The following is a 20,012-nucleotide window of genomic DNA, read 5'->3' on the forward strand; positions in this document are numbered from 1 at the left end:
CGACCATGACGCCCGCCTCGCCGCTTCCGTTCGCAGAACAACCCTTGCCGGCCTGGCGCCGTGCCGTGCTTAAGGTCGGCAGCAGCCTGCTGGCGGGCGAGGGCGAAGGACTCAGTCCGCGCCATGCGCTGAACCTGGCGCAGTTCGTGTCGTCCAGCATCGCGGCCGGGCGCGAAGTGGTGATCGTGTCGTCAGGGGCGGTGGCGGCGGGACGCGGCCTGCTGCACCGCAAGCCGCAGGCCGGCGCCGCGATGGCCGAACGGCAGGCGCTGGCCGCACTCGGGCAGGCGCAGCTGATCGCGCTGTGGCAGCGGTTCTTCGATCGGCCCGTCGCGCAGGTCCTGCTGACCCACGACGACCTGCGCAACCGGCGTCGCTACCTCAATGCGCGCGCGACGCTGCAGGAACTGCTGGCGCTCGGCGCGTTGCCTGTGGTCAACGAGAACGACACGGTCTCCGTCGACGAGCTCAAGCTGGGCGACAACGACAACCTCGCCGCGGTCGTGGCTGCGCTGGTGGATGCCGACGCCCTGTTCATCGCCACCGACATCGACGGTTTCTACACCGCCAACCCGCGCACGCAGGTCGGGGCGCAGCCGATCCTGGACGTGGAGGCGCTGACGCCCGAGTTCTTCGCCATGGCCGGCGGCGCCGGCAGCGGTGTCGGTACCGGTGGCATGCACACCAAGCTGGAAGCCGCGGCGAAGGCGGCCGCCGCCGGCATCGAGACCTTCCTGTTCAACGGCACGCAGGCGGGCACCGTGTCCGCCCTGGCGCGTGGTGCGCTGATCGGCACGCGTTTCCGCCCCGCGCAGAACCGTCTGGCTGCGCGAAAGTACTGGCTGCGCAACGTGCCGGTGGAGGCCGGCGCCATCGTGGTGGATGCCGGTGCGGCGAACGCGATGGGGCAGAAGGGTGCCTCGCTGCTGCCGGGCGGCGTGACCACGGCGGAGGGCGACTTCCGCCGCGGCGACATGGTCGAGCTGGTGCTGCGCGACGATGCAGGCGAACGCCGCATCGCACGGGGCGTCAGCCAGTACTCGGCGGTGGACATCCGCCGCATCGCCCGGCGCCATTCGCGCGAGATCGAAGGCATACTCGGTTACACCTATGGCGAGAACGTCGTGCATCGCGACGATCTGGTGCTGCTGTGAGGCATCGCCGCCCGGTACCACACGCTTTTGTGGGAGCGCCCTCGGGCGCGATGCTCCTGCTCGGGAATCCAGATCGAAAAGCATCGCGCCCGAGGGCGCTCCTACAAGGGCATGGGTTCCATGACCGATCATGAGCAAGGAAATCGAATGACCGACATCAAGACGCTGGCCCTGCAATGCCGCGACGCAGCGACGGCCATCGCATCCTTGCCCACTGAAGCCAAGAACGCCCTGCTGCGCGCGATGGCGGGTGCCCTGCTGGCCGACGAAGCCGTGATCCTGGCCGCCAATGCACGCGATATCGAAGCGGCCGCCGCAAAAGGCATCGGCAGCGCCATGCTGGATCGATTGCGGCTCGATACGGCACGCCTGCAGGGCATCGCCGCTGCCGTGCGCGAAGTGGCGGAGCTGCCGGACCCCGTGGGCCAGGTCACCCGTGCCTACGACCGGCCCAACGGAATCCATGTCGAGCGCGTGCGCGTGCCGCTGGGCGTGATCGCGATGATCTACGAATCACGCCCGAACGTGACGGCCGACGCCGCCGCGCTGTGTCTGAAGGCCGGCAACGCGGTGATCCTGCGCGGCGGATCGGAAGCGATCCATTCCAATACCGCCATCGCGGCATCGCTGAAGCGCGCGCTGCGTGATGCCGGTCTGCCGGAGGCGGTGCTGACGCTGGTCGAAGACCTGCGCCGTGAGACCATCCTGGAACTGATCCAGCTCAGCGACATCATCGACCTGGTGATCCCGCGCGGCGGCGAGGGGCTGATCCGCTTCGTGGCCGAGCACGCGCGCGTGCCGGTGATCAAGCACTACAAGGGCGTCTGCCACCAGTACGTGGATGCCGGCGCCGACGAGGAGCTGGCGCTGGCGCTGCTGGTGGACGGCAAGGTGTCCCGGCCGTCGGCCTGCAACGCACTGGAGACCGTGCTGGTCCATCGCGACATCGCGCCGAGCTTCCTGCCGAAGGCGGCGGCCGCGCTGCGCGCGCGCGGCGTGGACCTGCGCGTGGACGAGGCGGGCAGGGCATGGATACCGGATGCGGCGGCGGCGACCGAAGAGGACTTCGCCGCCGAGTTCCTTGACCTGGTCCTCGCCATCGGCGTGGTCGACGACCTCGACGCCGCCATTGCCCACATCCGCCGCCATACGTCGGACCATACCGAAGTGATCGTCACCCGCGATCCCGCCCACGCGGACGCGTTCGTGCACGCCCTGCGTTCGGCCGTGGTCATGGTGAACGCGTCCTCGCGCTTCTCCGATGGCGGCGAACTGGGGCTGGGCGCGGAAATCGGCATCTCCACCACCCGGCTGCATTCCTACGGCCCCATGGGCCTGGAAGCACTAACCGTCGAGCGCTTCGTGGTGCGCGGCGAAGGGCAGGTGCGGCACCCCGGATTGCTGGGGGTCTCCGAGGGCGAAAAGTGACGCGAAGCGTCATGTTTTTGTGATGGACTTCGCAAAATGCGGTGAAATCTCCGTTATTGCGTGATGTGACGTGTGGCACGGCAATTGCATTAAAGGGGCGCCCCCCCTGTCGATGCAATCCCCCATGTACGACGTCAAGACGTCCCTCCCGCTGCCGGACACCTCGCCGCCTGAACCGGTCGCCGAGCCGTCCTGGCAGCCCGTGGGCGATGCCGCGCCCGCGCGCCGCCGCTTCTATGTGCCCGTCCGGGTGAAATACAGCTTCATCCTGCTCGCGTCGCTGGCCTGGGCCGCGATGTCGGTGAAGCTGTCCCAGCCCTGGTTGAACGAGCTTTCCAAGCCGCTGGGCTTCGGGCTGGCGCTGTTCGTGATCGCATTCATCGCGTACGTGCCGGGCTTCATGAATGCCTTCCTGATCGGTTCCATCCTGTCCGACCGCCGCCCGGTGCTGCGCAAGTACGACCGTCTGCCGGACGTCTGCGTGCTGGTCGCCTGCTACAACGAGAGCGAGAACATCGCCGATACCCTGACCAGCCTGGCGCGCCAGGACTATCCGGGCAGCGTGGAAGTGGTGGTGATCGACGACGGCTCGACCGACGACAGCCTGGCCATTGCCCGTGCGATGTCCGTCCAGCTCGCGCGCCCGGGCCTGCGGATCCGCGTGCTGGCGCAGCCGAAGAATGGCGGCAAGTCCAAGGCGCTGAACCGCGGTCTGGCCGAGACGCGCCAGGCGCTGGTGGTCACCGTGGACGGCGATTCCTACCTGCGCGCCGATGCGCTGCGCAAGCTGGTGGAACGCTTCCTGTCCGATCCGCCCGGCACGGTGGCCGTCGCCGGCGCGGTGCTGGTGCGCAACTCGCGCGAGAACTGGCTGACACGCAGCCAGGAGTGGGATTACTTTCACGGCATCGCCGCGGTGAAACGCATGCAGAGCATGTACCACGGCACGCTGGTGGCGCAGGGCGCATTCTCGCTCTACACCCGCGCGTCGCTGGAAGGCGTGGGCGGCTGGCCCGAGTGCGTCGGCGAGGACATCGTGGTGTCGTGGGCGCTGCTGGAAACCGGTGCGCGCATCGGCTACTGCGAAGAGGCCTGCCTGTTCACCAAGGTGCCCACGAAGGTGGGCCAGTTCGCCCGCCAGCGCCAACGCTGGTCGCGCGGCCTGATGGAAGCCTTCGCGCGCCACGGCCGTCTGCTCGTGAAGCCGCGCATGACCACGCTGTTCATCTGGTGGAACCTGCTGTTCCTGCCGCTGGACCTGGTGTACACGTTCGCCTTCATTCCCGGCATCGTGCTGGCCTTCTTCGGCTATTACTGGATCGCCGGCATCATGACCCTGCTGGTGCTGCCGCTGGCGGCGCTGTGGAACATCGTCATCTTCCGGGTGCAGTCGCGTATGTTCAAAAGCCAGGATCTGCGGGTCCGGCGGAACATCTCCGGCTTCGTGTTCTACACGCTGGCCTACACCATGATCCTGCAGCCGGTGTGCGTGATGGGCTATGCCGCCGAACTGCTGCGCCTGCGCAAGACCTGGGGGACCAAATGATGAAGCCCTATCTGCTGACCGCCGCGCTGGCCCTGGCCGCCGCGGCCCCCGCTGCCCTGGCGCAGGCGGAAACCGACGGAACCACGCAGGCCGTGCGCACCGATCTGTGGGTGGGATCGGACGCGGATGGCAACGAGGCCCGCAAGCTGGCGCTGGGCTGGGACGTGGACCATCGCGACATCGAGCACTGGTGGGGCGTGAAGGTGGAGCGCGCGCGCTTTTCCGGGCGTGGCTGGCGCGACGACCAGGACCGCGTGTTCGTCAGCGGCGCGGGCGATGCGGGCGAGCGGTGGCGGTGGGACGGCGATGTGGGCACGAACGGGGACGACCTGATCGGCCGTGCCTCGATCCACAGCCTGGACGCTTACCGCAAGGAGTTCTTCATCGAGCGCGACGTGCTGGAGACGCGCAACGGCGTTGCACAGGGCTGGGTGCAGACCTTCGCGGGCGCGGGCATCGACGTGCCGATGGGCGAGCGCTGGTCGGCCAGCGGCGTGGCGGGCCTGCAGGACTTCGGGGTGGGCGACAACCTGCGCACGCACCTGCGCGGCAACGTGGTGTTCGCGGTGGCGCCGGAGCAGGGTCTCAGCCTGCAGCTGCGCACGCGCTACTACCGCAACAGCGAGCCGCGCGAGGCGGACTACTATTCGCCGCGCTGGTACGGCGAGGCGCTGGGCGTGGTGGGCTGGCGCCGGCACGTGGGTGGCTATCAGTACACGGCGCGCGCGGGCCTGGGCCGGCAGCGCAGCGCGGGCGACACGTCCAAGCGGGCGCGCATGCTGGAAGTGGGCGTGGAGACGCCGCGCTGGAAGGACACATGGCTGCGGCTGGATGCCGGCTACACGGATACGCCGGTGCTGACGGATACGGGGACCGACAGTTATTCGTACCGATATCTGCGCCTGCAGGCGTTTGTGGCGTTCTGAAGGCGACGGCGCGGGTTCCGGTTGCATGAGAACCGTTCCTTCAGGCACAAAAAAGCCGGCCCAGGGCCGGCTTTTTCAATTGGTCGGGGAGACAGGATTCGAACCTGCGACCTCTACGTCCCGAACGTAGCGCTCTACCAGACTGAGCTACACCCCGACTGAGCGCGCCATTGTAGTGACCGGCCCCGGTTCCGGCAAGACCCGGGGCCGACTTTTCGCCACACGCGGGTCCGCGGCACCGGAAGGCTGCGGCCGATGGCGCCGGACACGTAAAATGCGCGGTCTACGCATGTCGGAGTTGCCCGCTTGATCAAGCCCCGTACCCCGCCCGGAGTGATGGAACTGCTCCCGCGCGAGCAGATCGCCTTCCAGCGCATGCTGGACACCATCCGCAGGAACTACGAGCGCTTCGGCTTCCTGCCCGTGGAAACGCCGGTCTTCGAGCTGTCCGAGACCCTGCTGACCAAGTCCGGCGGCGAAACCGAGCGGCAGGTCTACTTCGTCCAGTCCACCGGTGCATTGGCGAAGGAAGGCGAGGGCCTGCCCGAACTGGCGCTGCGCTTCGACCTGACCGTGCCGCTGGCCCGCTACGTGGCCGAGCACGAACACGAACTGACGTTCCCGTTCCGCCGCTACCAGATCCAGCGCGTCTACCGCGGCGAACGCCAGCAGCGCGGCCGTTTCCGCGAGTTCTACCAGTGCGACATCGACGTGATCGGCAAGGACGCACTGAGCGTGCGCTTCGATGCCGAGATCCTGGCGGTGATCCATGCCGTGTTCAGCGACCTGGGCATCGGCGACTTCACCATCCAGCTGAACAACCGCAAGCTGATGCGCGGCTTCTTCGAGGCGCAGGGCGTCACCGACGGCGAACAGCAGGCGCTGGTGCTGCGCGAAGTCGACAAGCTGGACAAGCGCGGGGCCGACTACGTGCGCGAGACGCTGACCGGCGAAGGCTTCGGCATGTCGGCCGAGGGCGTGGACCGCATCCTGGACTTCGTCGCCGTGCGCAGCACCGGTCATGCCGATGCGCTGGCGCGCCTGGACGCATTGGGGCAGGGCAGCGACACCTTCAACCAGGGCCTCGCCGAACTGCGCGAGGTGCTGGAACTGGTGAAGGCATTGGGCGTGCCCGAGAGCGCGTACTGCCTGAACTTCTCCATCGCCCGTGGTCTGGACTACTACACCGGCACCGTCTACGAGACCCAGCTGGACGGGTACCCGCAGATCGGCTCGATCTGCTCCGGCGGCCGCTACGAGGACCTCGCCAGCCATTACACCAAGTCGAAGCTGCCCGGCGTGGGCATCTCCATCGGCCTGACCCGCCTGTTCTGGCAGCTGCGCGAAGCCGGCCTGATCGCCGGCAGCGACGAGAGCAGCGTGCAGGCCATGGTCGCCCTGATGGACGAGGGCCAGCTGGCCGAGTCGCTGGATATCGCCCGCCGCCTGCGCGCGGCCGGCATCAATACCGAAGTGCAGATGGAAAGCCGCAAGCTGGCCAAGCAGTTCCAGTACGCCTCACGCGCGGGCATCCGCTTCGTGGTGCTGGCGGGCGAGGACGAACTGGCGCGTGGTGTGGTGACGGTGAAGGACCTGCTGCGCGAGCAGCAGTTCGACGTGAAGCGCGAGGAACTGGCCAGCAGCCTGAAGGTGGAGCTGGAACAGGCACGCGCACTGGCGGGGCGCTGACATGAAGCCGATCCTGCTGGATGGTGCCTCGCTCACCCGCGACAAGCTGGTCGAGATCGCGTTCGGCGCCAGCGTCGAACTGGACAAGGGCGCGCTGAAGGCGGTCGCACGCGCGGCCGACTTCCTGGCCGAACAGGTCCGCCGCGAGGAACCGATCTACGGCGTGTCCACCGGCTTCGGCAGCAATGCCGACAAGCTGCTGGGCGCGCATCCGCTGCGCGACGAACTGCCGGGCGCGACGAAGTCCGGCCGCTCGCTGCACGAGGAACTGCAGTACAACCTGATCGTCACCCATGCCGTCTGCGTGGGCGAGCCGATGGCGCCGGAGATCGTCCGCGCCATGTTGGGCATCCGCATCAACACGTTGCTGAAAGGACACTCCGGCATCCGCGTCGAGACGTTGCAGGCGCTTGCCACGATGCTCAATGCCGGCATCGTGCCAGTGGTGCCGTCGCTGGGCTCGGTGGGCGCATCGGGCGACCTGGCCCCGTTGTCGCACCTGGCCATCGTGCTGCTGGGCGGCGGCGAGGCGTTCTACGACGGCGAGCGCATGCCGGGTGCGGAAGCCCTCAAGCGTGCCGGGCTGTCGCCGGTCTCGTTGTCGTACAAGGAAGGGCTGGCGCTGAACAACGGCACGGCGCAGATGCTGGCGATGGGCGTGCTGGCGACCTACCGGCTGGACCAGTTGCTGGATACGGCGGACCTGGCCGCCGCGATGACCATCGATGCCTTCGCCGGTCGCCTGGGCGCCTTCGCCGAGGAGGTGCATGCCCTGCGCCCGCACCCGGGCCAGGTGCATGTGGCGGCACGGTTGCGCGACCTGCTCGACGGCTCCACGCTGGCCGACATTCCCTATCATCTGGTGCCGCGCTTCCGCACCTGGCTGCCGGACAGCTGGGATACGCCCGAAGCGCAGGCGCTGCGCTTCGACATCGGCTGGGACTGGGTGCCCACCGGGCAACGCCACGGCCGCGAGAAGTTCTACCAGCGCTTCATGCCGTTTCGTGGCGGCAAGAAGCACCAGCCGCAGGACAGCTACTCGCTGCGCTGCATCCCGCAGGTGCATGGCGCCGTGCGCGATGCGGTGGAGCAGGCCAAGCGCGTGCTGGAGATCGAACTCAACGCGGTCACCGACAATCCGCTGGTGTTCCCCGACCGCGAAGCGGAGCATGTCGAGGAGCAGGTGATCTCCGCCGGACACTTCCACGGCATGCCGCTGGCGCTGGCGATGAGCTATGTGAAGGCGGCCATCCCCACGCTGGCCTCGATTTCCGAGAGGCGCCTCAACAAGCTGGTCGATCCGGCCACCAACGACGGTCTGCCGGCGTTCCTGATCGGCAACGAGGACGGCACCGAGTCGGGCCACATGATCGTGCAGTACACCGCCGCAGCCATCGTCAACGACCTGGCCAGCCGCGCGCATCCGGCCAGCGTGTTCTCGGTGCCGACCAGTGCGAACGCGGAGGACCACGTGTCGATGGGCGCCAACGAGGCGCGCCACGTGCTGGCGATGGTGCAGGACCTGGGCAAGGTGCTGGCGCTGGAGCTGTACACCGCCGCGCAGGCGCTGGACCTGCGGCGCGACATGATCAATGCCGCGCGCGCGCTGTCGGTCCGAACCGATGCGGAAGGACTGGCCACCAAGGTATCGGGTGGCCCATCGCCGGGCGCCGAGGGGCGCGACGTGTTCCTGGCCGAGGTCGATGCCCTGCGCGCCGCGCTGGCGGCCAGCGAGGCCTTCCATCCGGGTCATGCCGTGGCCGCCGCGCATGCGGCGATCCGCGCGAAGATCCCGTTCCTCGACCGCGACCGCGCGCTGGATGGCGAAGTCGCCACCGCCGTGCGCCTGGTGGAGTCCGGCGAGATACTGGCGGCGGTGCGCAATCGCTGAGTAAGAAGCTGTAGGAGCGACGTCAGTCGCGACCGCACGAACACATCTGCCCTGATGCCAAGGCAACCAGTGACGGAGCGGTGGTTGAGGCGATAGGTTGACACGAGTTCCGTGCGCCTACGATTCACGGTCGCGACTGACGTCGCTCCTACAGTAGCCCCTGTCGCCTCACAACGTCCGCACGCAATCCCGTCCTTCGGCCTTGGCCGCATACAACGCCTGGTCGGCCACCTGCAGCGCGGACTCCAGGCTGTCGCGGGCCTCCAGGTCGACGCAGTGCACGCCGATGCTGGCCGAAACGGCGATCTCCAATTCGCCACTTCGGCATGGCGCGGCCCGCAGCGCCTGGCGCAGCTCCTCGGCCACCACGCTGGCCTCGCCCAGGCCCATGCCGGGCAGGGCGGCGATGAATTCCTCGCCGCCGAAGCGTGCCAGCAGTGCACCGTGCGGCCGCAGCGTCTCGGCCAGCGTGTTCGACGTGCAGCGCAGGCAGTCGTCGCCGACCAGGTGGCCGTAGGTGTCGTTGATGCGCTTGAAGTGGTCCAGGTCGATCATCAGCAGCGAGATGGGGCGCCGCGAGTTGCGCGACTGCGACAGCAGGTGCTCGAACGCTTCGCGGAAGTGGGTGCGGTTGTACAGATCGGTCAGGCCGTCGAGGCGGCTGGACTCGCGCAGGCGGTGGTGCGCCGTCTGCAGTTCCGACATCGCCTGCCGCAGTTCGCCGGTACGGACGACGATCTGTTCCTCCAGCAGGTTCTTCGCATCGCGCACGATGCGCTCGTTCTCGTTGCGCAGCGCGGCATAGCGGTAGCCCAGCGCCACCGACAGCAGCAGCATCTCCAGCGCCGAGCCGATCTGCACGCCGTATTCGGTCAGGAAGGTCTTGGGCAGCAGGCCGAAGGCCAGCGCCACGAAGATGCCCGTGCCCAGCAGGAACATCGCCCACGCCAGCAGGAACACCTTCGCCGGGCGATAACCGCTGCGCACCACCACTAGGGCGACAACCGCGATCCAGACGATGCTGGGGAATACGGCCGCCGACGCGATCGGCGTGGCCACGTGGTAGGGCAGCTGGGTGGCGGCGATGCCCAGCAGCACGAAGAACGAAATGATCGCCTTGCTGATGCGGTCGCCCCAACGCCATCGGGTGTTGAGGTCGAGGAAGGTGCGCGAGAACTGCTGCATGCCGATCTGGGCCAGGCAGACCGACAGCGGTACCGACTTGTCCGCCAGCCAGGTGGAATGCGGCCACAGGTATTCGAAGCCCAGCCCGTTCAGGGTGAACAGCACCAGCCCGAACGCGGTGATGTGGAACAGGTACCAGAAGTAGCTGCCGTCGCGCAGCACCAGCCACAGCACCAGGTTGTAGAAGAACAGCGCCAGCAGGATGCCGTAGTAGATGCCGATGCCCAGCTGCCCGTCACGGGAGAGCTCGGCGAAGGCGGCGGGCGTATACAGGAACAGCGGCACCTGCATCGAACTCTGGCTCTGCACCCTGACCAGCAGTTCGACGGGCTGGCCGCTGGGCAGGTCCAGCCAGAAGTTCGGATGCCGGTAGCGGATGCTGCGCTGCTCGAACGGGAACGTGTCGCCGCCGGCGTGGTGGACCATGTGGCCGTCGGGATAGCGCGCGTACACGTCGATGCGGTCGCTCAGCGCGTACTGCTGTACCAGCAGCCAGCGCTGCTCGCGCGGATTGCCGTTGACGACGTTCACCCGGAACCAGAACGCGCCGGTCTGGAAGCCGAACGAGGCATCGCCATCGGGCAGGGGGGCGAAACGGCCTTCGGCCAGCAGGCGCGTGGCGTCCTCGACCGTGGCCGCGCCGCCGGCGTCATGCAGGTAGGTGGAATGCGGTGCCAGCGGCAGGTAGCTGGCGTCGTGCGCGATGTGCGCCTGCGTCGCGGCCGCGGCACCCAGTGGCCATAACGCCAGCAGCAGGACCCACTGCACCAGCCGCCGATGCCATGTGATGTCGTCCCGTTGCCCCATGCCCGTCCCCCCCGGGTGGCCGGTCAGGGCGCCGCGGCGGTTACCCGCGGCGCCTTCCGGCGTCCTTGGCAGTGTACTCATCGTCCTTGCCCGCTCCAGCCCATCGTCGGTCCCCTGGCGTGCCCATGCCGGAAGTAACGGAAAGCGACCCCCATTCCAGCCAGCGTCCGGGTTGACGGTTCCTCTGTTGTTCATTTAATGTATTAACACGTTAATACATTAGTGCATGCATCCCCGACATGAAGCGCCGCTCTCCCCAGGAAGAAGTCGCCGACAACACGCCGCTGCAGGCCCTCGCCGAGGCCCTGGCGGCGCTGTCGGAAGCGGGTGAGGTGCGTGCCTTCCTGGAAGACCTGTGTACGCCCGCCGAGCTGGAGGCCATGGCCGACCGCTGGCGTGTGGTGCCGCTCCTGTTGAAGGGTGTGCCCTACCGGGAAATCCACGATCTCACCCAGGTCAGCGTGACCACGATCGGCCGCGTCGCCCGCACCCTGGAGCGGGGCGCCGGTGGTTACGCCGCCGCCGTCCACCGTCAGCAGGCGGCGACGGCTTCCGCCTCCCACTGAGTCCTTCCATGAGCCCCTCCCTGACCCCCGCGACGCGCGAGCGTCTGCGCATCGCCATCCAGAAGAGCGGACGGCTGGCCGAGCCGGCCCGCACCCTGCTGGCCGCCTGCGGCCTGAGCTGGCGCGAAAGCCGCGACAAGCTGTTCTGCTACGGCGAATCCCTGCCGGTCGACCTGCTGCTGGTGCGCGACGATGACATTCCCGGCCTGATCGCCGACGGCGTGTGCGATTTCGGCATCGTCGGCCGCAACGAACTGGATGAGCAGGCCGGCGAGCGTGCCCTGATCGGGCTGCCACAGGCCTACCGCGAACTGCGCCCGCTCGGCTTCGGCAACTGCCGGCTGATGCTGGCCATTCCCGAAAGCTGGGAATGGGAAGGTCCGCAGCAGCTGCAGGGCCTGCGCATCGCCACCAGCTATCCCTCCGTGCTGCGGCAGTGGCTGCAGGCGCGCGGGATCGATGCTGCCGTCGTCGAGCTGTCCGGTTCGGTCGAGATCGCCCCCAAGCTGGGCACGGCGGACCTGATCTGCGATCTGGTTTCCAGCGGTGCCACGCTGGCCGCCAACCAGTTGAAGCCGGTGGAAACGCTGCTCGAGAGTGAGGCGGTGCTGGCCGGTCCGGCGCGCGAGTTCGACGACGCCCGTGCCGGTCTGGCCGACATGCTGCTGCGCCGCCTCGACGGCGTGCTGAAACTCAAGGACAGCAAGCTGCTGATGTTCCGTGCCGAACGCGAGACCGTGCCGGCGCTGTCGCGCCTGCTGACCGACAGCGAGGGCCTGGTCACGCTTCCGGGCGGCGAGGACGGCCCCCTGTCGCTGCAGGCCATGTGCCATGGCGTGGTCACCTGGCAGCGGTTGGAGGAACTGCAGCGCGCCGGCGCGCAGGGATTGATGGTGCTTTCGGTCGAGAGGTCGCTGGCATGAGCGCTTCGCCCGCTCCGGTGTACGACTGGAATGCGCTGGATGCGGCCGGGCGCGACGCCGTGCTCGCACGGCCCGTGCAGGCGGTCGCGCAACGTACGCGCGATGCCGTGGCCGGCCTGCTGGTCGACGTGCAGGCGCGCGGCGACGTGGCGCTGCGCGAGGTCACCGCACGCTTCGACGGCGTGGAATTGGCCGCGTTCGAGGTGGGCGAAGAAGAATTCGCCGCTGCCCACACGGCGGTACCGGCTGCTCTGCGCCAGGCGATGCAGGAGGCGGCGGAACGGATCGAGGCCTTCCACCGTGCCGGCATGGCGCAGCCATATGCCGTGGAAACCGCCCCCGGCGTGGTCTGCGAACGCATGATCCGGCCGATCCCGCGCGTCGGCCTGTACGTGCCCGCGGGCAGTGCGCCGTTGCCGTCGACCGCGTTGATGCTGGGCGTGCCGGCGCGCCTGGCCGGATGCCGCGAAGTCGTGCTGTGTACGCCGCCACGCCGCGACGGCAGCGCCGATCCCGCCGTGCTGGTGGCCGCGCAGCTGACCGGCGTGCGCCGCGTGTTCAAGCTGGGCGGCGCGCAGGCGATCGCCGCGCTGGCCTTCGGCACGGACAGCGTGCCGAAGTGCGACAAGCTGTTCGGTCCCGGCAACAGTTACGTGACCGAAGCCAAGCAGCAGGTTGCGCAGGCCGGCGCCGCCGCCATCGACATGCCGGCAGGTCCCTCGGAAGTGCTGGTGATCGCCGATGCGGGCGCCGACGCGGCCTTCGTCGCGGCGGACCTGCTCTCGCAGGCCGAGCATGGCCCGGACTCGCAGGTGCTGCTGCTGTCCGATGACGACGCCCTCATCGCCCGGGTGCAGGACGAACTCGCCACGCAGCTTGCCCGGCTGGACCGGGCGGATATCGCGCAGCAGGCATTGTCGGCCTCGCGCTTGGTCAAGGTCGCCACGCTCGACGATGCCTTCGCCATCAGCAACCGCTACGCGCCGGAACACCTCATCCTGGCGCTGCGCGAACCGCGCGCGTGGCTGGACAAGGTGGAAGCCGCCGGCTCGGTGTTCCTCGGCGACTTCACGCCGGAAGCGTTGGGCGACTACTGCAGCGGTACCAACCACGTGCTGCCCACCGCCGGCGCGGCGCGTGCGTACAGTGGCGTCAGTGTGTCGAGCTTCCAGAATTTCGTCAGCGTGCAGTCGGCCAGCCGCGCGGGCATCGCCGCCATCGGCGACTGCGCCTTGACGCTCGCGCGGGCGGAAGGGCTGGGTGCGCACGCCCATGCCGTCGCGCTGCGGTTGCGCAAGGAGGCCGCATGAGCAGCGTCCTGCCCCTGGTGCGTCCGGACCTGCGCGACTTCGCGGGCTACAAGTCGGCCCGCAGCGAAGCCCTGCGTGGCGAGGTGTGGCTGAACGCCAACGAATCGGCGTGGGCCAATCCGGCCGACGGGCAGGGTCGCAGCCGCCGCTATCCGGATCCGCAGCCACCGGCGCTTCGCGCGCGCCTGGCACAGCTGTATGGCGTGGCCCCGGAGCAACTGCTGGTCGGGCGCGGCAGCGACGAAGCCATCGACCTGCTGGTGCGCGCGCTGTGCGTGCCCGGACAGGACGCCATCGTGGTGACGCCGCCGGTGTTCGGCATGTACGTGGTCTGCGCACGGCTGCAGGGCGCACGCATCATCGAGGTGCCGCTGGTCGATGGCGACGCCGGTTTCGTCGCCGATCTCGACGCCATCCGCGAGGCGGCGCTCGGTCAGGGGGCCAAGCTGGTGTTTCTGTGCTCGCCCTCCAATCCGGCGGGTTCGGCCATCCCGCTGGACGGCATCAAGGCCCTGGCACACGCGCTGGAAGGTCACGCGCTGGTGGTGGTGGACGAGGCCTACGGCGAATTCGCCGACGGTGCGTCCGCGACCAAGCTGCTGGGTGCGCACGCCAACGTCGCCGTGTTGCGTACGTTGTCGAAAGCGCATGCCCTGGCCGCCGCGCGCATCGGCGTGGTCGTCGGTGGCGCGGAACTGGTCGCCGTGCTGCAGCGCTGCCAGGCACCGTATCCGGTGCCCACGCCGTGTGCCGACCTCGCGCTGGAAGGCCTGTCCGATACGGCGCTGGAGCAGACGCGGGAACGCGTGGCGGTCGTGCGTCGTGAGCGCGAACGGCTGCTGTACGCGCTCGCGCGGATACCCGGCGTACGCCGCGTCTATCCTTCGCAGGGAAACTATCTGCTGGTGCGCTTCGATGATCCTGATGGCGCTTTCCATGCACTGCTCGCCGCCGGCGTGGTGGTGCGCGACCAGCGCGCCGCGCCCCAGCTGGACGACGCATTGCGCATCACCATCGGCTCGCCGGAACAGAACGATCGCGTGCTGTCGGCCCTGAACACGAATCCCACCCCATGACACCGATCCTCTTCATCGACCGCGACGGCACCCTGATCGAGGAGCCCGAGGATTTCCAGATCGACGCCTACGAGAAGCTGCGCTTCGTCCCCGGGGTCGTTCCGGCGCTGCTCAAGCTGCGCGACGCGGGCTACCAGTTCGTGATGGTCAGCAACCAGGACGGCCTGGGTTCGGAGCAGTACCCGCGCCCCTCGTTCGAAGGGCCGCACGCGCTGATGATGCAGGTCTTCGAAAGCCAGGGCATCCGCTTCCGCGACGTGCTGATCGACGAAAGCTGGCCGCACGAGAATCGTCCCACGCGCAAGCCGGGCATCGGTCTGGTGATCCCCTACCTGCAGGACCGCAGCGTCGACTGGTCGCGTTCGGCGATGGTGGGCGACCGGCAGACCGACAACCAGTTCGCCGAGAACCTGAACATCCGGGCATTCCAGCTGAAGACCGCGCAGTTCGGCGGCGAGTGGGACTGGGCCGGCATTGCGCATGAACTCGCGGATGCGCCGCGACGTGCGGTGGTGCAGCGGAACACCAAGGAGACGAAGATCCGCGTCGAGGTGGACCTCGACCGCATCGCCGAGCCGGTCGCGAAGACGGGATTGCCCTTCTTCGACCACATGCTGGAACAGATCGGCAAACACGGCGGGTTCGCACTCGACGTGCGCGCCGATGGCGACCTGCACATCGACGAGCACCACACCGTCGAGGACACCGGCCTCGCGCTGGGGCAGGCGCTGAAAGAGGCGCTGGGCGACAAGCGTGGCATCGGCCGCTATGGCTTCACCCTGCCGATGGACGAGACGCTGGCCAGCGCCGCGCTGGATTTCAGTGGGCGGCCATACTTCGTCTTCACCGGCGAGTTCCGGCGCGAGCGCGTCGGCGACCTGCCGACCGAACTGGTGCCGCATTTCTTCCGTTCGCTGTGCGATGCGGCAGGCCTGAACCTCAACCTGAAGGTGGAAGGCGACAACGACCACCACAAGGTCGAGGCCAGCTTCAAGGCGCTGGCGCGCGCGCTGCGCCAGGCGGTGAAGCGCGAGGGTGCCGAACTGCCGTCGACCAAGGGGGCCCTGTGACGAAGGTCGTGCTGGTCGATGCCGGCGGCTCCAACATCGGCTCGGTGCGCTACGCGCTGCAGCGCCTGGGCATGGACGCGGAACTGACCGGCGACGCGGCGACGATCCGCGCTGCGGACCGGGTGATCCTGCCCGGCGTGGGCGCCGCCGCCGTGTGCATGGCGCGGCTGCGGGAACTGAACCTGGTCGACGTGCTGCGCACGCTGGACAGGCCGCTGCTGGGCGTCTGCGTCGGTGTGCAGCTGTTGTTCGCGCATTCCGAGGAGGACGACACCCCCTGCCTGGGCCTGCTGCCGGGACGCGTGCGCAAGCTGCACGCCGCACCCGGCATCCGCGTGCCGCACATGGGCTGGAACACCCTGCAGTGGCGACGCGGCGGTTCGCTGGTGGAGGGCATCGCCGACGGCGACCACGCCTACTTCGTCCACAGCTATGCCGCCGCCGTCGACGACGACTGCCTGTGCAGCAGCGAGCACGGACAGCGCTTCGCCGCCGTCGTGCAGCGGGGCAACGTTGCGGGGGCGCAATTCCATCCCGAGCGCTCGGGCGCCGTCGGCGCGCGACTGCTGAAGAACTTCATCGAGTACGGACTGCAATGACAGGTTTCACGGTATATCCCGCCATCGACGTGCGCGATGGCCGCGTGGTCCGTCTGGCACAGGGCGACTACGCCCGCGAGACGCGGTACGAGGGCGCGCCGCTGCAGGTCGCGCAGCGCTATGCGGCACAGGGTGCCGAATGGCTGCACCTGGTCGATCTGGATGCGGCGCGCGCCGGCGGCTATACGCTCGCGCCGTTGCTGGGGGAGATCACGCGTACGACCGCGCTTAAGGTGCAGACGGGCGGTGGTGTACGCCAGCGCGACGACGTGGCACGCATCCTGGACGCCGGCGCACAGCGGGTGGTGGTCGGCTCACTGGCGGTCCGTGAGCCGGATACGGTGCTGTCGTGGCTGGCCGAATTCGGCAGCGAGCGCATCACCGTGGCGCTGGACACGCGGCTCGATGCCGGTGGTGCGTGGCGCCTGCCGGTGCATGGCTGGACCGAGACCGCGTCCGAGACCCTGGACGCGCTCGCCACGCGCTACGCCGATGCCGGCCTGCGCCATCTGCTGTGCACCGACATCGCCCGCGACGGCATGCTGAGTGGGCCCAACCTCGATCTGTACACCTACCTGCGCGCCACCGTGCCGGCGTTGGCGGTGCAGGCCTCGGGCGGCGTGAGCGCGGTGGCGGATATCGTCGGAGCGCGCGAAGCGGATTGCGCCGGCATCGTGCTCGGGCGCGCCTTGCTGGAAGGCCGCTTCGCCCTGCCGGAAGCGCTGGCATGCTGAGCCGGCGCATCATTCCCTGCCTGGACGTGCGCGAAGGCCGCGTGGTCAAGGGCGTGAAATTCCGCGACCACGTCGACATGGGCGATATCGCCGACCTTGCGCTGCGCTACCGCGACGAGGGGGCCGACGAACTGGTGTTCTACGACATCAGCGCCAGTCCGGAAGGCCGTTCGGTGGACTACGCCTGGATCGAGCGTGTTTCGCGACTGCTGGATATTCCGTTCTGCGTGGCGGGCGGCATCCGCGACGTGGAGACCGCCCGTCGCGTGCTGTACAGCGGGGCCGACAAGGTGTCGGTCAACACGCCCGCGCTGGAGCGTCCGGAGCTGATCGGCGAGCTGGCGCAGGCCTTCGGCGTACAGTGCGTCGTGGTCGGCGTGGATTCCATCCTGGAAGCCGACGGCGAATGGCGCGTGCGCCGCTATACCGGCGACCCCTCGAAGATGCAGGGTGCCGGACTGAGGACGCTGGACTGGGTCGTGCAGGCGCAGCGCCTGGGCGCCGGCGAAATCGTGCTGAACTGCATGGACCAGGACGGCGTGCGGCGGGGTTACGACCTGATGCAGCTGCGCGCGGTACGCGCCATCTGCGAAGTGCCGCTGGTCGCCTCGGGCGGCGCGGGCGAAGCGGCGCATTTCATCGACGTGTTCCAGCAGGCGGATGTGGATGGCGCGCTGGCAGCCAGTGTCTTCCACAGCGGGCACATCCGTATTCCGGCACTGAAGCAGGCATTGGCGCAGCAAGGCATCGAGGTGAGACGTGGCGACTGACAACCGGCGACCGGCGTTCGACGCCACCCGTCTCGACTGGGACAAGGGGGACGGCCTGCTGCCCGTCATCGTGCAGGACGCCGCGACGCTGCGGGTACTGATGCTGGGCTACATGAACCGCGAAGCGCTGCAGGCCACACTCTCCGGCGGGCGCGTGACCTTCTTCAGTCGCAGCAAGCAGCGGCTGTGGACCAAGGGAGAGAGCTCCGGCCACGTGCTGGAACTGGTGTCGGTCGAGGCCGATTGCGACGACGACACGCTGCTCGTCCTCGCGCATCCGCATGGTCCCACCTGCCACCTGCAGCGCGCCAGTTGCTTCCCGTCGGCACCGTCGGCATTCCTGTCGGAACTGGATGCCCTCGTTGCGCAGCGAGAGCGCGAACGACCGGCGGACAGCTACACCACGCGGCTGTTCGAGGCCGGTGTGCGCCGCGTCGCCCAGAAGGTGGGCGAAGAGGGCGTGGAAACCGCCCTGGCCGCCGTCGCCCAGGACGAAACCGCGCTGCTCGGCGAGAGTGCGGACCTGCTTTACCACCTGACCGTGCTGTTGCGCGCACGCGGCCTGTCGCTGGCCGATGCCGTCGATGTGCTGCGGGAGCGGCACGCCCCCCGATGACGCATCCCCACCGACTGTAGGGGCGGCCTCGGGCGCGATGCTCTTCGCTGCTGCTGAAAAAAAAGCATCGCGCCCGAGGGCGCTCCTACAAGCGCATCGGCCCTGCGCCATAATCCTCCGGTCCTTCCGGCTGGAGTCGCCATGCGCGCTTCTTTGACTGCCCTCGTCCTGGCGTTGCTGACGGTCCCCGCCCATGCGCTGCCGCCGCCGTGCAACTGGGGTCAGGTGTACGAGGACCGCAACGGCAACGGGACCCGCGACGCGGGGGAGCCGGGCCTCCCGGGCGTCAAGGTGTCCAACGGCATCGAGATCGCGGTGACGGACGGGCAGGGCGAGTACAGCCTCGATTACGTCGACGGCCGCACGCTCTTCATCATCAAGCCGGCGGGCTACGATCTGGCGGTGCGCCCCGACGGCCTGCCGGCGCGCTGGCGCAACCTGCAGTACCACGCCGGGCCCGCGCTGAAGTACGGCGGCATCCCGGAGCGCCAGCCCGACTGCACGCACTTCGGGCTGCATCCACGGGCGGCGGCGAAGGACAGCGCACTCGACGTACTGCTGTTCGCCGACAGCCAAACGTCTTCGGTGAAGGACGTGGACTACTACTGGCGCGACATCGTGCAGCCGCTGGTCGGCAGGCACGGCGCCGCGCTGGGCCTGACCCTGGGCGACGTCACCAACGACGACCTGTCGCTGTATCCGCAGATCCTGCGCACGACGATGAGCCTGCAGGTGCCCTGGCTGTTCATCCCGGGCAACCACGATCTCGATTTCGATGCCGCCGGCGATGAGGATTCGCTGCGCACGTTCCGCCATCATCTGGGACCGGACACGTTTGCGTGGGAAGAAGAGGCGGCGACCTTCATCGGCCTGGACGACGTGATCTACCAGCCGGGCGGCACGCCTGCGTACTTCGGCGGGCTGCGCGAGGACCAGTTCGCCTTCCTGCAGGCGTACCTGCCCACGGTGCGCAAGGATCGCCTGCTGGTGATCGGCGTGCACATCCCGTTCTACGAACCCGGCGCGCGCGGCTTCCGCCCGCAGGACCGCGAGCGCCTGTTCGCCATGCTGGAGGACTTCCCGCATGTGCTGCTGCTCAGCGGGCACACCCACACCCAGCGCCACTGGTACCACGACGCATCCACCGGCTGGCACGGGATGCGGCCGCTGCATGAGTACAACGTCGGCGCGGCCTGCGGCGCCTACTGGTCGGGCATCAAGGATGCCGAGGGCATTCCCGACACGATGATGGCCGACGGTACGCCGAATGGCTATGCGCGACTGCGCGTGGACACCGGCGGCGCCTACGCGCTGTCGTGGCATCCGGCGCGCGGTGCGGACGACAGCGGCATCGGCCTGCACGCGCCGCGCGTGCTGCGGAAGGGGGCGTATCCGGCGTGGGGCGTGTTCGCCAATGTCTACATGGGCGATGCGGAGACGCGCGTGGAGTACCGCATCGACGGTGGCGAATGGAAACCGATGAAGCGCGTGGAGCAGCCCGACCCCAGGCTGCTGGTGGAGAACATGCGCGACGACACGGCCGATGCGCTGCGTGGCTACGACCGCTCGCCCGAAGCGGAGGCGTCCCAGCACCTGTGGCGTGGCGCGCTGCCCACCGACCTGGCCGAGGGCGAGCATGCGGTCGAGGTGCGCGCCTTCGACCGGTGGCAGGGCGAGCGATCGGCCCGCACCTCGTACCGCCTGCAGGTTGCGGAGCCCTGA

Annotated in this window: 17 protein-coding genes and 1 tRNA gene; 16 read left to right on the forward strand and 2 right to left on the reverse strand. The window is 68.6% G+C overall.

The annotated features are described in order from the left end of the window. Nucleotides 1–5 precede the first annotated feature (5 nt). The 4 genes from proB to IAE60_RS11195 all read left to right on the forward strand — a co-directional run bounded on the left by proB (nt 6) and on the right by IAE60_RS11195 (nt 5,054). Nucleotides 6–1,154, forward strand: coding sequence for a glutamate 5-kinase (gene proB / locus IAE60_RS11180; protein ID WP_185895876.1), 1,149 nt, complete (start codon nt 6–8; stop codon nt 1,152–1,154). A 147-nt stretch (nt 1,155–1,301) separates the two neighbouring features. Further along, nucleotides 1,302–2,582, forward strand: a complete 1,281-nt coding sequence (locus tag IAE60_RS11185) for a glutamate-5-semialdehyde dehydrogenase (protein WP_187572300.1) — start codon at nt 1,302–1,304, stop codon at nt 2,580–2,582. Between the two features lie 124 nt (nt 2,583–2,706). Beyond that, complete coding sequence (locus tag IAE60_RS11190; protein ID WP_221893544.1) at nt 2,707–4,128, forward strand: glycosyltransferase family 2 protein; 1,422 nt, start codon at nt 2,707–2,709, stop codon at nt 4,126–4,128. Continuing rightward, entirely contained in the window at nt 4,128–5,054 is a 927-nt protein-coding gene (locus IAE60_RS11195) for a hypothetical protein (protein WP_222937110.1), read from the forward strand. Before IAE60_RS11190 ends, IAE60_RS11195 begins: the two co-directional genes overlap by 1 nt. Nucleotides 5,055–5,134: 80 nt before the next feature. On the opposite strand, the gene IAE60_RS11200 is transcribed toward IAE60_RS11195, so the two are convergent. Beyond that, nucleotides 5,135–5,211: transfer RNA gene (locus IAE60_RS11200), tRNA-Pro, on the reverse strand. Nucleotides 5,212–5,360: 149 nt separating this feature from the next. Between IAE60_RS11200 and hisS the strand changes: the two genes are divergently transcribed. Both hisS and IAE60_RS11210 read left to right on the forward strand, forming a co-directional pair. Continuing rightward, on the forward strand, nt 5,361–6,743 hold the full coding sequence (hisS, locus tag IAE60_RS11205) for a histidine--tRNA ligase (RefSeq protein ID WP_185895879.1): 1,383 nt from the start codon (nt 5,361–5,363) through the stop codon (nt 6,741–6,743). Between the two features lies 1 nt (nt 6,744). Beyond that, complete coding sequence (locus tag IAE60_RS11210; RefSeq protein ID WP_187572302.1) at nt 6,745–8,634, forward strand: HAL/PAL/TAL family ammonia-lyase; 1,890 nt, start codon at nt 6,745–6,747, stop codon at nt 8,632–8,634. Between the two features lie 168 nt (nt 8,635–8,802). Here IAE60_RS11210 and IAE60_RS11215 read toward each other — a convergent pair whose 3' ends face one another. Further along, nucleotides 8,803–10,707, reverse strand: coding sequence for a sensor domain-containing diguanylate cyclase (locus IAE60_RS11215; protein ID WP_187572303.1), 1,905 nt, complete (start codon nt 10,705–10,707; stop codon nt 8,803–8,805). Nucleotides 10,708–10,865: 158 nt separating this feature from the next. Between IAE60_RS11215 and IAE60_RS11220 the strand changes: the two genes are divergently transcribed. The 10 genes from IAE60_RS11220 (at nt 10,866) to IAE60_RS11265 (ending at nt 20,012) form a co-directional block, all read left to right on the forward strand. After that, complete coding sequence (locus IAE60_RS11220; RefSeq protein ID WP_187572304.1) at nt 10,866–11,192, forward strand: YerC/YecD family TrpR-related protein; 327 nt, start codon at nt 10,866–10,868, stop codon at nt 11,190–11,192. Nucleotides 11,193–11,200: 8 nt separating this feature from the next. Continuing rightward, a complete protein-coding gene (gene hisG / locus IAE60_RS11225) occupies nt 11,201–12,115 on the forward strand; it encodes an ATP phosphoribosyltransferase (protein WP_187572305.1) in 915 nt (304 codons plus the stop codon). Continuing rightward, complete coding sequence (gene hisD / locus IAE60_RS11230; protein ID WP_187572306.1) at nt 12,112–13,425, forward strand: histidinol dehydrogenase; 1,314 nt, start codon at nt 12,112–12,114, stop codon at nt 13,423–13,425. Before hisG ends, hisD begins: the two co-directional genes overlap by 4 nt. Beyond that, nucleotides 13,422–14,501: a histidinol-phosphate transaminase gene (gene hisC, locus IAE60_RS11235; RefSeq protein ID WP_187572307.1), complete on the forward strand. Its 1,080-nt coding sequence runs from the start codon at nt 13,422–13,424 to the stop codon at nt 14,499–14,501. The genes hisD and hisC overlap by 4 nt, the downstream gene beginning before the upstream one ends. Continuing rightward, entirely contained in the window at nt 14,498–15,571 is a 1,074-nt protein-coding gene (gene hisB / locus IAE60_RS11240) for a bifunctional histidinol-phosphatase/imidazoleglycerol-phosphate dehydratase HisB (protein ID WP_162109609.1), read from the forward strand. The genes hisC and hisB overlap by 4 nt, the downstream gene beginning before the upstream one ends. Further along, a complete protein-coding gene (gene hisH, locus IAE60_RS11245; protein ID WP_187572308.1) occupies nt 15,568–16,170 on the forward strand; it encodes an imidazole glycerol phosphate synthase subunit HisH in 603 nt (200 codons plus the stop codon). Before hisB ends, hisH begins: the two co-directional genes overlap by 4 nt. Continuing rightward, nucleotides 16,167–16,904, forward strand: a complete 738-nt coding sequence (gene hisA, locus IAE60_RS11250; RefSeq protein WP_187572309.1) for a 1-(5-phosphoribosyl)-5-[(5-phosphoribosylamino)methylideneamino]imidazole-4-carboxamide isomerase — start codon at nt 16,167–16,169, stop codon at nt 16,902–16,904. The genes hisH and hisA overlap by 4 nt, the downstream gene beginning before the upstream one ends. Continuing rightward, nucleotides 16,898–17,674, forward strand: coding sequence for an imidazole glycerol phosphate synthase subunit HisF (hisF, locus tag IAE60_RS11255; RefSeq protein WP_187572310.1), 777 nt, complete (start codon nt 16,898–16,900; stop codon nt 17,672–17,674). Before hisA ends, hisF begins: the two co-directional genes overlap by 7 nt. Next, nucleotides 17,664–18,290 carry a bifunctional phosphoribosyl-AMP cyclohydrolase/phosphoribosyl-ATP diphosphatase HisIE gene (gene hisIE / locus IAE60_RS11260; protein WP_187572311.1) on the forward strand — a complete coding sequence of 209 codons (627 nt, stop codon included), beginning with the start codon at nt 17,664–17,666 and terminating at the stop codon, nt 18,288–18,290. The genes hisF and hisIE overlap by 11 nt, the downstream gene beginning before the upstream one ends. Before the next feature lie 141 nt (nt 18,291–18,431). Further along, nucleotides 18,432–20,012, forward strand: coding sequence for a calcineurin-like phosphoesterase C-terminal domain-containing protein (locus tag IAE60_RS11265; RefSeq protein ID WP_187572312.1), 1,581 nt, complete (start codon nt 18,432–18,434; stop codon nt 20,010–20,012).

Origin of the sequence: Pseudoxanthomonas mexicana (assembly GCF_014397415.1) — a bacterium.
GTDB classification, from domain to species: Bacteria; Pseudomonadota; Gammaproteobacteria; order Xanthomonadales; family Xanthomonadaceae; genus Pseudoxanthomonas_A; species Pseudoxanthomonas_A mexicana.